A 19,215-nucleotide genomic window follows, 5' to 3' on the forward strand; every position below is an offset into this window, starting at 1 on the left:
CCGCCCGTGGCAGAGCCGCTGGGCGGGTCAGTTTTCGGGCTCAAACGGCGGCGGCGACGCCGCCGGGCGGGCGCTCACAAAGCGCTGCGCGTGTAGCAGAACTCGAATTTGCTACGCGGCCTCGTAGCGAAGGGCCTCGAGATTTAGCGCCTTCAGGGGCGAATGGCGATCCAAGGCCGCCTCCTGCCTCCATGGTTCGCAAACGCGTGGGCATCGAGTTGACGCTTTTTCCCGAAAGCTACGACGGCCTCTCGCTGAAGACCGAGACCCCGAAGGATATGAAAGGGAATACCCCGATCCACTGTTTGGGTTCAGAGACGGTTGGGCCACGGTATGGACGACCCCGACCCCGACCCCGCCGGCGATCAGCTGGGCTGTGGCCGCTCTGGCATATCATTTTGGCGGCGCCGCCCAGCGGGCTAGACCCGAAAACTGGACCTCGCTCCAGGCTTCGGGGTTGCCGCTACCCGGCGACCTGGGCAAATAGGCCGTTCATGTTGGCTACCGCCGGCCCTGGCAGATGCCTTCCCGCCATTCCGAGATCGCAGCGCTGTACTGGCCGGAGGTATCCGCCCCGGACTCCCACATCATCAGGCCGCCATTGTTCGGATACTGAGCATATACCTGCTGGAGCACATCCACGACTTCACTCGGGGTCGCATTGCTACCGGTACCTGCACAATCCTCCGCACAGAAGCCAACGGCCACGCGGGACGCGTCGCCGTCATAGATGTCGGCGAGCGCCCCGTAGCTCGCGAGAAACTCTGCCGTCTGCTCCGGAACGTGGGGATTGAAGCAGCCGTTGTAGAACTGGGGCATGATGAAGTCCACATCGTCCGTCGTGGCCTCGAGCACCGGCACGTATGAGGCGTCGCCGAAGCCCATCGCAGCGGGGCAGGTCCCTAGAATGTCCAACTGCACGTCCATCGGGGCGTGACTGACCGTTTTGTGCACCCCCGGAGACGCCGCGTCCAGGCCTGTGCGCAACTCCTTGGTCAGTTCGACCAGAAAGTCGACGTACTTTGGCTCGTCGAGCTTGTACTCGTAGTCGACGTCGATGCCGTCGAAGCCGAGATTCGTCGCCAGAGTAACGAGCTCTTCGGCCAGGCCCGGCGCCTTGTCCAGGCAGGACTCCCAGCAATCGGACGCGCCTTCCCAGATGCCGCCCTGGCCGGCCCCACCGAAGCCGAGAATGGCTTTCGCCCCGGCTGCGTGAATACGATCGATCCCCTCCTGCGGCGTTAGATCGCTGCACACAGGCATGTACTGCAGCTCGCACTCTTCGTTGCAGATATTGCCGTTCGGGGTCCAGGTGTAGGTGACGCCGAAGGCGATCATTGCGTGGGTGTAACCAGACAGCTGCTCAAACGATGGGCAGGGCTCCCAGTTCGGAACGTAGAACACCACGCGGTTGTCATCCTCGCAGGTTGCGGCGCCGGGCGTGCAGTCGCGACTTAGGTCGTCGATCGTGTTGATCGCAGAACAACCTTGCGTAGCGATCTCGTTTTGCAAGCACTGAGTGGGATCCGCCTCCCCGCATACGGGGAGCAGGCTATCCAGGGCCAGACCCTCGTCGCACTTCGCGACAGCTTTACCGATGCCACCACCCGGCCCGGTACAGGCTTTCGCAATCTTGCCCTTGGGATCGGGCTGCCCATCGTCCCCGGCTCCCAAGCAAGCATCCTGAAGCTCCTGGGCGCTGGTTACGGACCCGCTCTTTAGTGCGAGTTTCTTGCAGGTCCCAAACTCCTTGAAGCGCGTCGCGTCACACTTCCCCGCGGCCTTCCAGATTCCCAGTTGACACTTTGCCGCCGCCTTGCCCGAGGCTTCGGGGATTAGCACCCCGGAGTCGAGATCCGACCCGAAGACCGCGTGCGCCAGGTCGGAGCCATGCGCGACCGCATCGGCGTTGACCGTGTCGGCATCGGTAGCCGCATACGGGGGCAACCTGGGTACGTCATTCTTGTCATTTCCCGTGCAGAACCGCACAAAGTCCTGCGTCGTCTTGTCCTTACCGGACTGAATCTTTCCCTTCTCGTCGCCAGCGACGCATTGCTCGATCGTAATGACCGCGGGGTCCGACTTGCTCAGGGCTTTACCCTTGGCATTGTTCTTCAGGCACCCAGCGATCTGCTTGGCAGCAGCCCCATTCACTTTGTTCCAATTCCTGGTGAGGCTCCCGGCGCATTTCTGCTGATCTTTAGTCAGGGCTTGAGCATGAACCGAAGCACCGATTAGCAATGCGGAAGCGCCGGTTACCAATGCGAGGAGAAGGTTCCAGCGCCTGAAGGCTGCGCTTGGAGTCAGGTCTAGGTTCGGATGCACGGCAAGTCCCCTCTGTCGTCAGTGTGGCGCTCTGTGATCGATATTGTTGACCTCATCAAGTTGAGTGCAATGGCAGCAGACATCAAGGTCTATTTTGGCCCAATCGACTTCCCGCCGTCAACCCCCGACGGTAGGAAACATGAAGGCCCTTTTTGCCCAAGCGACGCTCTATTCGTCAAGCCGAATCCTGCCACAAGCAGTCGCTAAATCGCCTTCCCGCCCGTGGCAGAGCCGCTGGGCGGCGTGTGCCCGCGACATACCCCGCGAAACCCCCAACTGCCTCAAAGGCCTGGAGACACCGAAGCAACGAAAGTGGATGCGGGGGTCGGCCCCCCGTCTGAGAGCGGTCCCCAAAAAGTCTCTACACGCAAAACGAGGGAGCGTCCTTTCTCACAAGCCTGAGTTCTGTCGTGGGTCGGTGGCAACATCCACATTGGTATCGCCCCGACGTCACGCCACTCCCTTTTCGCCAGTCGAAAATCCGGGTCTTGAAGGGTGAAAATTAAAGCGTGGAATTGGCGTCAATCATACTCGCTGGGCGGACCCTGCGAACGAAGCAGGAACGCGCTTGCGGCGTCCGGCGCCCCCGATGGAAGCCGCCAACGCCGCAAGCTCGATGCCTGCTAGAGCGGAGGACAGGGTGATTCGACCTCAGATCGCTTCACCTCGAAGAGCCGATCACCGCGATTCCTCACGGTCGCATCGCTCGAGTAGTGGGCACAGTACCGATCACCAGCCCCGATCTGAACGATCATCCAGGCATCAGTTCCCTCGTTCGGCGGCACCATCTCCAAGGGCACCGGAGAGCTGGGCGCGCCTCTCGCGAAGGCCATGATCGAGAAGCGACGCCTCGATTGTTGCGCCAGTACCATTTGTACCACCGGGCTATGCTCATTGTCCGGGTCCTTGTAGATGAACCGTTTGCCCCCACCGACAGACGCCCAGTTGGTCTCGGGCAAGGTGAATTTCTGACGTGTCGGGTTCGTGCCGTTAGCGATCAGCTCAATCGTCGCTCCGCAAACATCGGGCTGGCCGATCGCCGTGTTCCCGTTGATGCTGTGGAACGCGCGACCCCAGAACCGGCGTCGACGAGGATCATCACCGCCCGACTTGTCTGCCAGCTTGAAGCGCATCCCCCGAAGAGTTTGTTCGCCCTGGGTCGTCGGATCGGGACACGGGTTGGGCGGAACCGTAACTTGGTGGTCCTCGACCTCACCATCCCCAGCGGGCCCGGTCGGGGTCTGAACAGCTGTCTGGTCCGAACTGAGGCGGCAACGCAGTATCGAGGGCCCATTCAGCTGCCCGACTGGCGTCGCCCAGCGCAGCTCCACCTCACCCGACGCGGTCGACTCGGCCTCCGCGTACTCGTCGACAGTGTTAAAGGTGCCGTCCTCGTCAAAATCGAGATAACAGCCAACATAGGCTGTTCCACCTGTCGTGTTCGTCACCGTGACCCGGGCGACAATCGATGTACCCTTGTTCTGCCACTGTGGCGACAGAGCGAGCCCGTCCTCATCGCTAGGCGAACCATCGAGATCATCGCCTGTCGCATCCGAAGTCGGCTGCCCGTCATCCTCTTCATCGACAACGAGCCCCAGTGTGAGGGTGCCACTAACCTTGTGACGTGCACCGTCCGCGCTGAGCGAAGTCCCGTAGGTGTCAGGAGCGTCAGCAAGATCGAGGTCGGGAGTCTCTACCAGGGAACAGCGAGCACCATCGTTGGATGTGGAAGCAGGGCCATCCGAGAAAAAGACTCCTTTAAAGTCATGCGGCCCGCCCAGCACCGGCGGATCCGTGAGATCCAGCCGGTGAATGACGCCGCTCGCATTACAGGCGACGTACAGGAACCCTTCCGCGTCAAAGAACTGCGCCCCATAGGTATCACTGCACTCCGTCGGGATTACATCGGTGTAGAGATGCCCCGCCCCGGTGACCGGGTTCCATTGGTAGATATCTCCGCTGCGGACTCCCTCCCCGGTGAGGTTGTTGGCGGCCGCGTAGACGAGACCGTCTACCGGATTGAAACCACCATCGGTTGCCTGGGTAGCCCCAACGGGCAGGCAACCTGTCGAGGGCTGCTTCGTCGCGGCATCAACTCGCTGCAGGTACGTAGCTCGCTGCGGGTTAACATCGTACCAGCAAAGCTGGTTCTCTGTAGCGCCACCCACCGACTGCCACTGCAGGAGATAACCATCGAGGCTCACGTCGCCCGCGTTGTGCCCTGGATAAGAAGCCGTGGTGGGACAATTCTCGCACGGAAGCGAGATATGGCCACCATCGCTGGCGACGACGACCAGCATCGGCGTATCGGTATCGTCCGTCGCTGTCTGATCGTTGCCCCAGAAAAGACCGTCGAGAACATTATAGCCAAAGCCGTTCCCGGTGGTGCTCAGAACAAAACCGGTATCTACCGCTGCTCCGGTCACCAGGTCTACCTCCCAGATTTCGGTCGGGGACTGCTGGAACAGGTACCCGGTTTCTTCGCAGGACACCGCCGAGAGTTGGTAGTCACCAAAGTTCTGATCCGGGAGGTCCACCGTACCGAGCGTCACATCAAGCCGGTTCGGAGTTGTCGACATATGACCCGCCGGATCCTGAATTGTCCCGGGGGCAACCGCCTTCGTGACCAGGTCGATCGTCGATTCCGTCGGCGGACACTCCGTGAGGGCCCCCGCCGTTTCTCCCGACGCTTCGTAGATCCGATACGAACCCGACAACAGGCTCGGGAAGGCATACGACCCGCCGCCTGCGGTCTCGATGCTCTGGCAACTATCGGCAGCAACGTCGTAGAGCACGACCGTCACGCCATCGATCCCGCTGTCGCCGGCATCGCTGGCCTGGTTCGCATTGGCATCGAGGTAGACCTGGCCAGAGATCGTCGAAAGGGTGCGACAATCTGCGGTGCAGGCTGCCGTGGCGACGCCGTCGTCGCATTGCTCACCGGACGTCGTATTGGCGATGCCGTCGCCACACACCGACGTCGAGCAGTCCGCGTTACACGTCGCCGACTCGCCCGAGTCATCGCAATCCTCGTTTGACGTCGCGTTCGTGATGCCGTCACCGCACACCGATGTCGAGCAATCTGCGTTACACGTCGCAGACTCGCCCGAGTCATCGCAATCCTCGTTTGACGTCGCGTTCGTGATGCCGTCGCCACACACCGACGTCGAGCAATCCGCGTTACACGTCGCAGACTCGCCCGAGTCATCGCAGCTCTCGTTCGACGTCGTGTTCGTGATGCCGTCGCCACACACCGACGTCGAGCAATCCGCGTTACACGTCGCAGACTCGCCCGAGTCATCGCAGCTCTCGTTCGACGTCGCGTTCGTGATGCCGTCGCCACACACCGACGTCGAGCAATCCGCATTACACGTCGCAGACTCGCCCGAGTCGTCGCAGCTCTCGTTCGCCGTCGTGTTCGTGATGCCGTCGCCACACACCGACGTCGAGCAATCCGCGTTACACGTCGCAGACTCACCCGAGTCGTCGCAGTCCTCGTTTGCAGCCGCGTTGGTCAAGCCATCGCCACAAACCGGATCGGTACAATCGCTGTCGCAGGTAGCGCTCGCCGTGGGAGATCCTGCTTCGTCACAGGTCTCACCCGCCGTCGCATTGATGATTTGGTCACCGCAGACCGCCGTGGTGCAATCCGCATTGCAGGTCGCCGACTCGCCACCGTCGTCGCAGTCCTCGCCCGGCGCATCGATGACCGAGTCGCCACAGATCGGAATTTTGGCCAGGGACAACCTGAAATCCTCGATCTCGCCGTCGAGCGCCAGGCCGGTAGGCGAGCGGACACCCGACGCTTCGGTACTGACTCGACACCGGGCGACAGAAGGACTGCTCACCTGGCCGGCAGGCGTCGTCCAGGACAGAGCGACGTTCGCGCTCCCCCGAGGCCCACTGACCGCAGCCTCGGCGTATTCTTCCGCCGTATTGAAACTGCCGTCCTCGTTCCAGTCGACGTAACAGCCGACGGTGGCGAACACCGGCGCGTCGGAGGAGCCATCGGAAGCGTAGGTGTTGTTGGTGATCTTCACGGTGACGCCGAGCGTGGTGAAATCCGCGGACCAATCGGCGCTCACCAGTCCATCGTCGGCGGAATCCGCGTCGGAATTCGCCGCGGGCTGGCCATCGGCTTCGTCGCCCCTCGAATCGCCGAGGGAGAGCCAGCCATCTGGTCCGCCGTAGCAGCGCGTTTTCGGCTTTGATGAGGAGTACCCGTTGGACCCCGTTGTGCGCCAACATCCGTGGCGGGCGCCGTCGGCGTCCAGCATCGTCCCGTAGGAAGCCGGATGATCGCCGAAATCCGCCCGGACGGCCGACAGCGCGAATCGAGCGCCATCGACATTGCTCATGTTCGTAGTCGGCGTCGTGTAGCCGCTACCGCCGGAAGTCGACAGGTGGACCGTCGTGAAGGTATGTGCAGCCCCGAGCGCCGGCGGATTTGTCAGATCCACACGCCAGACTTCGCCGGTAGCGTTGCACTGGGCGAAGAAATAGCCGTCCACATCGAAGAACACGGCTCCGTACTCTCCAGAGCATGCCGACGCCGGGAGGACATCCTCATACAGATGCTGCTGGCCCGAAACCGGATCGGTAACAAGCAGATGCCCGGTCCCGGTCTGGATCGCGTAGACATGGAGGTCGCCCGGGTGCACTGCAAAGTCCGTCGCATCGGTCCCGATGGTCACGGACGTGCAGGTGGTCGCGGGTTGTTTGGTGACCGAGTCGACCCGATTCAGGTAGGTCAAGCGGTCCGCGCTCACGTCCAACCAGCAGATTGCATTCGAGTAGCCCGAGGCCGGCGCACTCGGCGAGCCCCACTGGAGGAAGTAGCCGTCGGGATGCATGGCCGCCGCATCGGCGTCCGTGTAGTCTACCGCAGTCACGCTATTGCGGTGCCCGTACCCATAGGATGAATCCGGAGTGGTCAGGTTGAACACCTGGAGCCCGACCTTGTTGGTACCGATGTTCTCTCCCTTGCCATTCCTGTACTTGGTTCCCGAGATGATGATCACCGGGCGGGAATTGCCGTAGCGGTCATTATTTTCACCGGCTCCCCACAGCATGTTGTTATGGTAGCCATAACCGAGGGTTCGCTGGTCGGTTGTAAGCTTGTTCGAACTGGCTCTTTTGCCGGTCACGAGGTCCCGGAAATCTTCACTGCGTGATCCCGACGTGGTTTCATAGATGGTGATCGCGCCCGCAGTTCCCATCGTGTTGGGCGAATAGGGGTCGTAGGAGTACGAATTGAGGGTATCAAGAAATTGCACGCCGTCGACGCTGCAACCGGAACTCGTGCAGGTGCCCTGGCTATTCAGTGCGAACGTCAGGGTCACATCAACCCGGTTCGACGTCGTCGAAGTGAACTTCCGGAACGCGTTCACGTTCGTCGTGTCGACATAGGTGGTGTAATCCGGGTCCGCGACGGTTCCCCGGACCATCACCCGATTCGTCTGGTCGTAGTAGGTCTCGGTCGGCGGGCAAGCCGTGAGGTTGTCAGGATCCTCGCCGAAGGCTTCGTAGATTCGGTACTCACCCTCCGGCAGGCCCTCGAAGGAAAACGATCCCCCACCCTCGTTCCACCGGCCGAAATTCTGTGTCTTCGTTGCCTGGCAGGTACCGGCTGCGACGTCGTAGAGCACGATCGTCACGTCCGGGATTCCGTTTTCCTGGGAATTCGCGTGCTGGCTCGGGCCGTTGGAATAATTGTCAAAGACGACGTTGCCGGAGATCACTCCGACGTTCTCGCAGGCTGCCGAGCAATACGCCGTCGCCCCACCCGTATCGCACTCTTCACCCGTCACCGTGTTCAGTACGCCATCGCCACAGGCCGGCGCGGTGCAATCGCTGTCGCAGGTGGCGCTTGAGGCCGGAGACGTCGCCTCCTCGCAGGTCTCGCCAAAGACCGTATTGAGGTAGCTGTCGCCGCAGACCCTCGTCGTGCAATCAAGGTTACAGTTCGCCGATTCGCCGGCGTCGTCGCAGTCCTCGCCGGTTGCCGGGTTGATCACGCCATCGCCGCAAGCCGGCGCGGTACAATCGCTGTCGCAGGTCGTGGTCGGCGTGGGGGATGTCGGCTCTTCACAGGTCTCGCCCGAGAGCGCATTGATATAGCCGTCGCCGCAGGTCGGAGCCGTGCAATCAGGATTACAGGTCGCCGTCTCGACGCCACCCTCTTCGCAATCCTCCACGAGGGTATTGAGGACGCCATCGCCGCACACCACCAACGTGCAATCGGCATCGCAGGTCGCCGATTCGCCCGCATCGTCGCAGTCCTCCCCGGTTGCCGGGTTGGTCACGCCATCACCGCAGGAAGGTGCCGAGCAATCGCTGTCGCAGGTCGCGGTCGGTGTCGGAGACACCGCCTCCTCGCAGGTCTCGCCCGAGAGCGCATTGATATAGCCGTCGCCGCAGGTCGGAGCCGTACAATCGGGATTACAGGTCGCCGTTTCGACGCCACTCGAGTCGCAGTCTTCGCCTGCAGTGGCGTTTGCGACTCCGTCGCCACAATAGGACTCGGTGCAATCGGCATTACAGAGGGCCGTTTCGCCGCTGTCGTCACAGGCCTCACCCAACGCAACATCGACGTTGCCGTCGCCGCAGTAGCCCCCCGGAGCACTCACCCTGGCCCCGAAGCCATCCTTGGAACTCTCTGCGGCCCGGGTATCCGTGTAGAAACTTCCGCTGTGTTGCGCGCCGAGATAGGCATCGGTGTCCGTTTCCCAGCTGGCCTTGCTTGTACCGTTGATGAAGAATTCCTCGGTGCCGGCCTCTGCGATGGCGGTGATCCAGTCCTGGTTACCGTTATGGGTTCTAAAATCTGAGCTACCGCCCGCGTAGATCACGCCGGTGGCAGAGTATGTAGCCGGGTCGACCTCCATCAGGAGGCCATCTGTTCCTCCGCTGAAGGGGCTCTTGGATCCGCCGACGGAAGCACCCGTCTCCCCCGCGAGGAAGAGCTTGCCCTTCGACGTCGAGTAGATCGCCGAATAGACCTCCAGAGACGCATTCCCAGCTTCTTCGGACGGGAATCCAAGCTCAAGGAGGAAGCAATCCCTGTCGACAAGGGTGACGAAAGGCTCGTGGCCGTTCCCTCTCTGGTCTACCAGGTCCGGGCGGTTGTCAGATGTGCAGAAGGGGCCGCCGGGGCTGGTTACGCATTGCACAGCTGTACCCGTGAAAGGCTTCACGATCGTGGCGCCTGCCAGCGGTGAACCGTCGCGCTCGGTCCACTCGTTCGACGAGGTTCCGACGATGGTCAGACCGCCGCCTCCCAGGTCGAAGATCTCGGCCGGTTGGTCCACGCCCCATCCGCCGAGGTATGTCGAACAAGCAAGATTCAGAGTATTCCCGTCGAGCCGCATGAGGACGACGTCGTGGTTGGGCTTCACGGCCGTGTCGAACCGTGTTCCCGTGGGAAAGCGACGTGGGCTTCCATTTGAGCGATCTTCAGGGAAGACGCATACGTCTTCGGTACCGTTGAATTGGCTTCCCAAAGTGTCGTCATCGCAGGAGTTGTCCTGCCCGCCCCCGGCCCCGGCTACGAAGACGTCGCCCGTGACCGCGTCGAAATGAATGGCCCGAAAAGTGCCGCTGTTGTAATCTGTTCCATTACCCGCGGATCCGTTCCCACCACCGTAGAAGGTATGGAGCAGGGGTGCGCCGTTGGGGTCGAGCTTGAGGATCGTCGGCGCGCCGACAACCCCGACGATTGGCTTCACACCGGGGTTTTCGCTGGTCACATACGTACCGTCTCTCCAACAGCCTTCTGCGGTGGGACTACAGGTGAAATCAGTCCAGAACTGATGCACCGGCTCCTGACCACCAGGCAGATTGAAGTCGCTGGTCGAGCTTGCGGCGATCCAGAAGTTGCCGCTGCCGTCGATATCAAAATCCGAAGCGAACTGGTCTCCTCCCGGGCCCTGAACGAAGGTATGCCAGAGAAGGTCTCCCGTTGCGGGATCAAACTCGGCGAGCCAGATGTCGTGGTGCCCGTCGCCGGTGTGAGGGGTGAGAGGCGGGTCGATGGGAAGCGTATTGGATTCGCCCGCTCCACATCCGCCCGGAGCGCATTTCAAGCCTTCCCAGTCGGCCTCGCTGCTCCCCACGAGGAACAATCGCCCGCCTGCGGTCAGATGCATGCCATTACCACGCCTCTTGGGCTTTGACGGGTGGGTAATGATAGTTTCGTGGGCGTAGGCTCCGAGGGCATGGAGAGGTGCGCTGCTGGACCCACTGTAGCGATTCCCGATGACGGTCATCCATTCCAGATTGCCGAACTCATCCTGCCGGCTCACGACCAGGTCGCTACCCCTACTGCCATTGTTGACGACAGATGCCACGTTCATCCGCAGCTTGTCGTTGTCTCTCGCTTCGACGTATTGCTGGTGATCGCTGTAGGCCGCATAGCCCCCGAAGAGCGTCGAAGAGATGGTGTCGCCTGTCCCATCGCCCACGACGAGCAGGTCCCGTCCGTTGTCCGCAGCGAAACGCGTGCCCGCGAAGCTCACAAAGCCATTGCCGGCGTCGAAATCCACGGACGGGTCGATCACCAGCGGCAGGTCTTTCCGGTAGGCGCCCACCTCGAATCCGACCAGGGAGTCGTCGATCTTGCGGAAGGCCACCTCGACCGGCGCGCGGGAACCGTCGACGTCCTGCCACGCGAGCGGAGCACTCTCGGTGACCGTGCCAGCGCTGAATCGAATCTTCAGCTCACCCGATGCATCGAGCGCGACCGGACGGTTGTAGCGCAGGCGAATTGCTGTGGGGTCGACTTCGGCTTCGATCGTCCAGGTGCTGCGCAGGATCTTGCTTTCCGGCGCGTCATAAATCACATCGATCCCGGGCCAGACATCGCGATAGGAAACACGCTTGAATTCTTCACCCTTGCGCAGGCCAACGGTACTGGCCTCGACTGCAGGCTCCGCAGAAACCGAACCGTGTCCGCCCTCGAACCTGATATCCAGCGCGTAAACGGGATTCTTCATCTGGTAGCCACGCTCATCGAACCCGAGATGATGCCCCCCGGACTGGAAGTGAAGAACATCGGAGGCACCCGGCAAGGCCGCGTGCGCCGCAGCGGAAAGCGAGAGTTGCCCGATCAGGGCCGTCAGGCCAATCACGAAACAAGCTGCCAGCGAAGGCAACTGACGACAACGCGAACCGCGCTGCTGCGAGCGGCGGACCCGCCCCAAATCCGATTCACTCGAAACGTCGTCAAGAGGGCTAGGCGCAGAGTCGAATCTTGGGGTCATCACTATTCCTTTGGGGGTGGCTTCTGAGTGAAAATGGGGGGGTTTTGCTTGGTTGATGCGGATTTGCTGGTGCTAAGAGTAGTGAAAACCCAGCTGCCATGATCATCCTCGCGCGCCAAACTTTTGTCATTTTGCGCCAAAAATGGCGGCCCGATTCATAGCTTTCCAGCCCGAGAAAACCGCCGCCCCCGGAACCCGATCGGCAGACCAACGCCTACCGAGAGAGCGGGAAACCTCAGCGATCGCTAGCTGCCCGAAACAGTGCTCTGCGAGAGGACGCGCCAGGCCCGGGGCGAAACACCGGTCGCTGCCTTGAACGCGCGGGTGAAGCTGCTCACCTGCCCGTACCCTAGCAAAAATGCGATTTCGCTTATCTGGTAGCGCGAATCTCGAAGATAGCTGCGCGACAGCTCGAGCCGAACCTGCTGGACAACTTCGCGGTAGGACGTGCCGCACTCCTCAAGCCCACGTTGCAGTGATCGCTGGCTGATCCCCAGTTGCCGGGCAACCATGGCGATGTCGGGAGCCCCATCGTAAAGAGCGGTGGCGACCACGTCACCGACTCGCAACGCCAAAGGTCCCCCGCTCAGCCTGACCAAGTCCCGAAACCTGGTCTGGACCGCGGGCATCCGGGTACGATCAGCCCCCACCACCGGCAAGTCCAGCAACGATGCCTCGAAAACGATCGAGTTCATTCCCGCTTCGAAAAAAGTGGGAGCGTAGATTTTCGGAGGCGCCGTACCTCGACCCGGCGAGTTTGCGTGCTCGAATCGCACCTCGCGAACCATCGAATCTTTTCCAACAAGTTTCTCGAACACCCGGATCACGCTGGCCATGTGGCATTCTGCGACGATCGACCACCTACCCTGCTCGTCTTCCGGGAGGGAGAACCCGAGTTCCCCAAGATCACCCTGCACTTCAAGTCCGGCGAACGTCAGCGCATTCAACGAATATTCGCGGGCATAACGGGCCAGATTCTCAAGGCCCGTCCGAACGTCCGGCGCATTCAGAACGACATGAGACAGGATCCCGAAGTCTTCGATCGGGGTCGCCCAACCAAAACGAATTCCGAACCAAGGATCATCGAGTTCGTCGGCACTGGCATGGTAAAGGGATGCCAGGCGGTCCATGGCGATCCACTTATCCGCCGTTTCGATTTCATCGGGAACCATTTCCGCTTTCGCGAAAACTCGCGCGGGTGCCACCCCCTGCGCTCGCAAAAAGTCGGGGAGAGCAGCAGAACCACTAACGCGAACGTGCCGTGCGGACCTCATCGCCCGGTCACCACTTCATTCCGCTCCGCTCAACGAGCCATGCTTGCTGCGGCGAACTAGCAATTGTATCGCAAACCGCTGGCGTCCATGCCGTATTGGTTATCGACAAATAAATGAGCCCCCTTGTTCGAGTGACGGTAGGAAACATGAAGGCCCTTTTTGCCCAAGCGACGCTCTATTCGTCAAGCCGAATCCTGCCACAAGCAGTCGCTAAATCGCCTTCCCGCCCGTGGCAGAGCCGCTGGGCGGCATTGAAGGGCGCCGCCGAGCACGCTGGACCCGAAAGGGTCAAAGTCAAACCGTACAGCAGAAGGGGATAGGACATACAAGCTGGCTTCTGGCATAACGTCCGAGTATGGGCGTTATGTTAAATCCCTAGGGGATCCCGTGACGGGCCGCGGCGGACCAGTCTTTCCGGGTCAGGGCATACAGCTCGGAGTCCCACCACCGGCTCTTTGTAAATTTATGGTGAATAAGGGTGGATTCGAAGAGCAAGCCCGCCTTTTCGAGAACCCGGCGAGACGCGTGGTTTTCGCGATCGCAAGTCGCAAAGATGCGATCGAGTCCTAAATCTGAGAAGCCTCGCTCCACCAAAGCACGGGCAATCTCGGTTCCGTACCCCTTGCCCCACGCCCGCCGCGCCAGGATGTAGCCGAGGTCGGCCTCACGGGAATTCTCGAGGGTGAGGTCACACCCTCCAACAAGGCGCGAATCCGCCGTGTCTACGACAGCCAATTCCCAGACCTGGCGAGGTTCGGCCCGCTGGGTTTCGAGAATGGAATCGAGGTACCATTCGGTGTCGGCGGTCGTATCCGGCTCGAAGAACATGAAGCGAGTGACGTCCGGGTCCGACCGATACTCATGAACGGCGTCGAAGTCGGTGAGCTGGAAGTCGCGCAATTCGAGTCGCTGGGTTCGAATGGGCAGTTCCAACAGCATTTTCATTCCCCGTGGCGGATCAGCGTTTAGCAGCCCGGCCCGTCACGGGGCTCCCCCTGGGTATTTAACACAACGCCCATACTCGGACGTTGTGCCAGAAGCCAGCTTGTATGTCCTATCCCCGATGCTTGATCGTTTACGGCTCTTTTGGCATCCGGGAGTTTATCTCCAGAACAAAGGGTGTGACCCAAGCGCACCATGCGACTGCCGCCAGTGCACTAAGCCAGATCGGTAAAAGAGTGAACGCCAGAATCCAAGCGATACCAAAACCGGCCAACCGTTTCATGGCGGTACGCTGCCGTACTTCAATCGGTATAGCGCCCGACGCCAGTAGGAAAAAAACCGGTTTAACAAACCAGCCGTTAGCCAGCAACATCATTATGAATAGCGGCCAGGGAACTCCAGCTGAGTCGTATTGCGGATTATCATCAACAGCCGCATCCGCGGAACCTGCAGGTGCTGCCAGCGCGATTCTAACCCCTGACCAAACGTGGGCAGCAGTAGGTCGCATATTGGCCCCACCGATGTTCTTGCCGCCCGACGGCTCCGCCGCGGCCGCTTGAACCCGAAATCCGGACCTGGCTCGAGCCTTCGCGGTGGCGGCTACCCGCCGTCCTGGGCAAATGGGCCCTTGATCCCGCCTACCGCCGGTTGGGATCTACTTCCTGGTGATGAGATCCAAGATCACCGGCTCGAATGCAGCCGTCCATGAGGCAGAAAGAGGCGCACGCATACGTCCGGTAAGGCGCCGTTAGGTCGGATGGGAGCCAAAAAGGGGCTTGACGGTAGGAAACATGAAGGCCCTTTTTGCCCAAGCGACGCTCTATTCGTCAAGCCGAATCCTGCCACAAGCAGTCGCTAAATCGCCTTCCCGCCCGTGGCAGAGCCGCTGGGCGGAAGTTCTCCTGACCGGTGGGAGCGCCCCCCTGGGTAGGGGGGGCACTCGCGTACCGGCAGGAAGGTGGCGTTTACCGACAGATCAGTGCGTTGCCGGCGCCGTTGGGGGCGCAGAATTCGCTCGCCGGCGGTGAGCTGAATGCCGTGGCCGCACACCGGTCGAGGAAGCCCGAAGGGTCCAGGCTGATCTCGGCCTGCACGGGACCGGCTATACCGGCGATCGCGGCATTCTTGGCGATGACCTTGACCTTCACCAAGCCCGGATCTTTCCGGTAGAGCGTCTTGATGATGACCTTCAGGATTCCGTCGGCTCGGTCGCGGCCCTTGTAGGTCCATTTGGTATTGGACTTGTTGGATTGCCACCCGGTCTTGGTGGCTTTGTCATAGGCTCCGCCTTCGACACGCCCGGTCCAGAGGATCGGATCGGTGACCTCCTGGCTTTCCAGCAGCGAGATCTGGAAGCCCTTCTGGATCGGGTCGATGATCGGGTCCGGCTCCCCGGTGGTTTCGTCGACCGGGACAGTGAACTCGGTCGAGAAGATGATCTTCTGCTCACCGATTTCCTTGTCCAGTTTCAGGAGCTTGAGTTTGCTGCGGTCGAGATTTTCGGTGCCGCAGTTCGGATCCAGAACACCGTAGGTACTGAAATGATAGACCTCGAAGCAGTACTTGTTCTCGGTTGCACCGCAACAAGCGTTGAGGGTCGACTCGTCGACCGTTGTGGTCGAGGCCTCATCATAGCGAGTGTAGCCACCCCAATCATCCGGGAATCCGTCAGCGTCGAAGGATGTACACGGAACCAGGCTGCATTTGTCTGCCAGCTTGTACTCACCACCCGAGCTGTCGATGTGGTAGGGCGCGATTTTGGACTCCCAGATCTTGTAATCGTACCCCTCGGATTTCTCGAGGAATCCATCGTTGTCGGGGTCGTTCCAGTTCATGCAGACGACCACAGGTGACCCAAAGGTAACCCCTTCGGGTCCGAAGTCGTAGCCGGCAACGTAGGTTCCCGAACCGCCCCGGACAAAGAATTCGTCGCCACCCTTGGTCTTGGAGTCGGCCGAGAAGCTGGTGTCCTCCGAGACGGCACCCGCGGGGATTTTCATCGAGGCCGACGAGTTGCTTCCGGTTGAAGTAAAGGTTGTGTCGCCGGCGGGGCCGCCGCAGCTCTCTCCGGTTGCATCGACAGAGACGCCGGCACCGGTTTCTTCGCAGCAATCGTCGGATGAATTGTAGTCAAAGGTGGCGCAGTTCGGATCAAGCGCCATCGCCACCTCGTCACTAGCCGGACAGACGTCGCAGACATCGCCGCACTCCGGAGCGCCAGAAGCGGTCCAGGGGCCTGTCGCGAGGCAGTCGACATCCGTATCCAGTTGGTCCGGGTTGCAGTCCGAAATGCAATTGTCGCAGGCATCTATAATGCCGTCGGAGTCGGTGTCGACATCGTCGGAGGCGTCGACACTACCGTCCTCGTTGTGGTCAAAGCCGGCACTGCTCACGGCACCGGAGTTGTCGCAACCGCCGGCGCCGTCGCAGACATCGGCCGTGCAGGCCTCGCCATCGTCACAGAGTGTCGGGGCGGGTGTTCCTGCCGGTTCGAAAGCGTCAGCGGGGCAACTGCTGGCGGTGCCGTCACATTCTTCATCAGCATCGCATTCGTCGACGCCGGGACGGCAGACCGTGCCGGCGGCTTCGACCCCGTCGGACGGGCAGGTGATGCCGGATCCATCGCAGGTTTCCTCGGCGTCACACAGGTCCACCGAGGCGCGGCACACTGTGGTTGATGGTTCCACGGCATCGATCGGGCAACCGGCGCTTGTGCCATCGCAGGTTTCTTCGATGTCGCAGACACCGCCGGAAGCGCGGCAGACAGTGGCGGCCGATTCGAAGGCATCTGTCGGGCAATTGGCGCTGGCGCCATCACAGGTTTCTGCAAGATCGCAGATGCCGCCGGAAGCGCGGCAGACAGTGGCGGCGGATTCGAAGGCATCCCCCGGGCAACTGGCGCTGGCGCCGTCGCAGGTTTCTTCAATGTCGCAGATACCGCCGGAAGCGCGGCAGACAGTGGCAGCGGATTCAACGGCATCGGCGGGGCAGGTGACACTTGTGCCATCGCAAGTTTCTTCAATGTCGCAGATACCGCCGGAAGCGCGGCAGACAGTGGCGGCGGATTCAACGGCATCGGCGGGACAGGTGACGCCTGTGCCATCGCAGGTTTCTTCAATGTCGCAGATACCGCCGGAGCCGCGGCAGACAGTGGCGGCGGATTCAACGGCATCGGCGGGACAGGTGACGCTTGTGCCATCGCAGGTTTCTTCGATGTCACAGATGCCGCCGGAAGCGCGGCAGATCGTCGCAGCTGATTCGACGGCGTCCGAGGGGCAGGTATCCGAAGTGCCTGTGCAGGTCTCCTGGATATCGCAGGCTCCGGCGCTGCCACGGCAGACCTCCGTCGACGGCTTGAAGTCGCAGGTGCTGGTGCAGCAGGCGCCAAAGGGTGCTTCGCAGTCCTCGGTCGGTTCGAGAATGCCGTTGCCGCAGACCGGACCGCCCTTCCACTTGGCAGCGGTTTGTTGCCAATTTGTGACGAAGGGGCTGATGCTGCCCGGGTCAACCACGGAATCGCCCGCGAGCCCGAGATCACCCGTATAAGGTGCGCGAACGACATCAAAGCCCCGACTGGGGCCCGCAGTCGCCGCGGCAATGTGGTAGCCGACTCCCGCAGAGCTGGCGCCGAACGTGGGGTCCGGCGTGCCATCGGGGAGAAATCTGGCCATCATGAATTTGGGAGTCTGTGGTGCCGTTGCTCCAACTTCGCCGACCGTCACCACCCGACGGCGAGAGTCGATCAGAATCTCGTGAGCCACCGAGCTTCGCAGCAGGGGGCCAATCGACGAGGTGCCCGCAAGGCCGCCGTCGGTTGTGTTGACAGCCGCAATAGCCATTCGCGTAAGCACGCCGTTGTGGGCCAGTCCGGCGATATAGGCGTTCCCGTTTTCGCTGAGAGCCACTCCATTCCCCTCCGACGATCGGGCAACGCCGCCAACGAAGACCTGCACGGTAACCACGCCGGCCGTGGGTACGAGGGCGCTGGTCCCGCCAAAGGAGCTGTCTGGAGTGAAGGCGTCGTCGACCTTGACGAGAATCATCTCCGTGGCCAGAGTTGCCGGATTCTTTACGGTTCCCGCGATGTAGATGTAGCCATCATCGCCGTAGGCGACATCCTGAGCATTGAATTCGAGGCCGACAGTGCCGAACTCGAGGTTGCCGAATTTCTGGCTGAGCAGGACGTTCCCGAGGTGATCGAACCTGGCAACGACGATCTCGGAGAGTCCGGACGTTGTGTCGGAGCCCACCGCGATGAAGTCCGCGGTCGGATCCCGGTCCTTGGTCGCGAGAGCCACAGCGCCCGTGGTCGCGACAACGGGTGTGACGACCTGCCAGCTGAGGGCTCCATCCACCTGGTGGGCGGTCAGGAACATCGTGTTGCCATCGCCACCGCCTGTGACAATCGAGTTGTCACTACGGACGAAGTTGTCGATGCCACGTGCCGGCACGGCGAACGCCGTCAGGACTTTTCCGTCTCCGGCTCCGAACGTGTTGTCGAGGTCGCCTGCCGGCGTATAGGCCGAGAGTGCGAACTGGGCGAAGGGTCCGGCTGAACTTCCGGGGTTGTATTCCATCCAGCCGGAAACAACGAGTCGGCGAGTGGCCCCGAGGTCCTGCAGGTCCGCACCTCTGCCGTAGGAATGTTGCTGCGTGTCGTTACCCGGGATTTCCGTATCCAGACATCCGGTCGGTGGAAAGTTGGTATGCCACCAGTTGCCGAAGAAAGTGGGGCTGAACCCGCCGATCGATCCGCCACATTGGCCGGGTCCCCAGGTGGCAACGGGTTCCCCGATCGGCTGCGCCATGGCGGCCGTTGGTGCGCAGAAAAGGAAAAGAGCGACAATCAGCGAGGTGAAACTGCGCCCAAGGGATGTGCACGGGGCGGGTTGCGGACAGTCAAGTGTTTTCACGGTGCCGTTCTCCTTCAGCGGGTGTTTTTCGGGGTTGGCGAGTTTGCCCAAGCACGAGCCTATCGAGGAACGCATACTTTTGGCAAGCCCCTTAAATCGCGGTGTAGATCCCGGTTGCAGGGGATTGGTTCGAGTGGCGGCGATACTCCTGGATGCGATCATCGATATTCTCTCCTTGGTCGACCCCCCGGGCAATCCGGGCTTACTGGAGTAAGCATTTGACGTGCCACTCTCTATAGGATGCGTTTTCGGGGTTTTTCCCCGAGGCGGGCTCTTTTTGGGTAACGGCGCGTTACGGAGTTCGGCAACGTTCTGGTACCATCGGTCGCTCGAGGGGCGGTCTGAGAGGCCGGGACCTCGCTTGGTTGGCCGAATTTACAGTGCTCGCTGACCGTTACGGGAAGTGCGTGGCGCGTCGGCCACAAAATACAACTGTGGCCAGATTGTCGTGGGGGGGTGGCCTCCTGACGACCGATCTTTCGGAAACCGAGGCGTTGCAGT

The 19,215-nt window shown here is 61.3% G+C and carries 5 protein-coding genes; all 5 read right to left on the reverse strand.

The annotated features are described in order from the left end of the window. Positions 1-501 precede the first annotated feature (501 nt). Positions 502-2,325 carry a glycosyl hydrolase family 18 protein gene (locus tag P8K07_11450; protein MDG1959133.1) on the reverse strand — a complete coding sequence of 608 codons (1,824 nt, stop codon included), beginning with the start codon at positions 2,323-2,325 and terminating at the stop codon, positions 502-504. A 623-nt stretch (positions 2,326-2,948) separates the two neighbouring features. Beyond that, entirely contained in the window at positions 2,949-11,585 is an 8,637-nt protein-coding gene (locus P8K07_11455) for a GEVED domain-containing protein (GenBank protein MDG1959134.1), read from the reverse strand. Positions 11,586-11,830: 245 nt separating this feature from the next. Further along, complete coding sequence (locus tag P8K07_11460; protein ID MDG1959135.1) at positions 11,831-12,859, reverse strand: AraC family transcriptional regulator ligand-binding domain-containing protein; 1,029 nt, start codon at positions 12,857-12,859, stop codon at positions 11,831-11,833. A gap of 375 nt (positions 12,860-13,234) precedes the next feature. After that, positions 13,235-13,798 carry a GNAT family protein gene (locus P8K07_11465; GenBank protein MDG1959136.1) on the reverse strand — a complete coding sequence of 188 codons (564 nt, stop codon included), beginning with the start codon at positions 13,796-13,798 and terminating at the stop codon, positions 13,235-13,237. 968 nt (positions 13,799-14,766) lie between these two features. Then, complete coding sequence (locus tag P8K07_11470; GenBank protein MDG1959137.1) at positions 14,767-18,714, reverse strand: hypothetical protein; 3,948 nt, start codon at positions 18,712-18,714, stop codon at positions 14,767-14,769. Positions 18,715-19,215 lie beyond the last annotated feature (501 nt).

Source organism: Candidatus Binatia bacterium, from assembly GCA_029248525.1.
Classification (GTDB): Bacteria; Desulfobacterota; Binatia; order UBA12015; family UBA12015; genus UBA12015.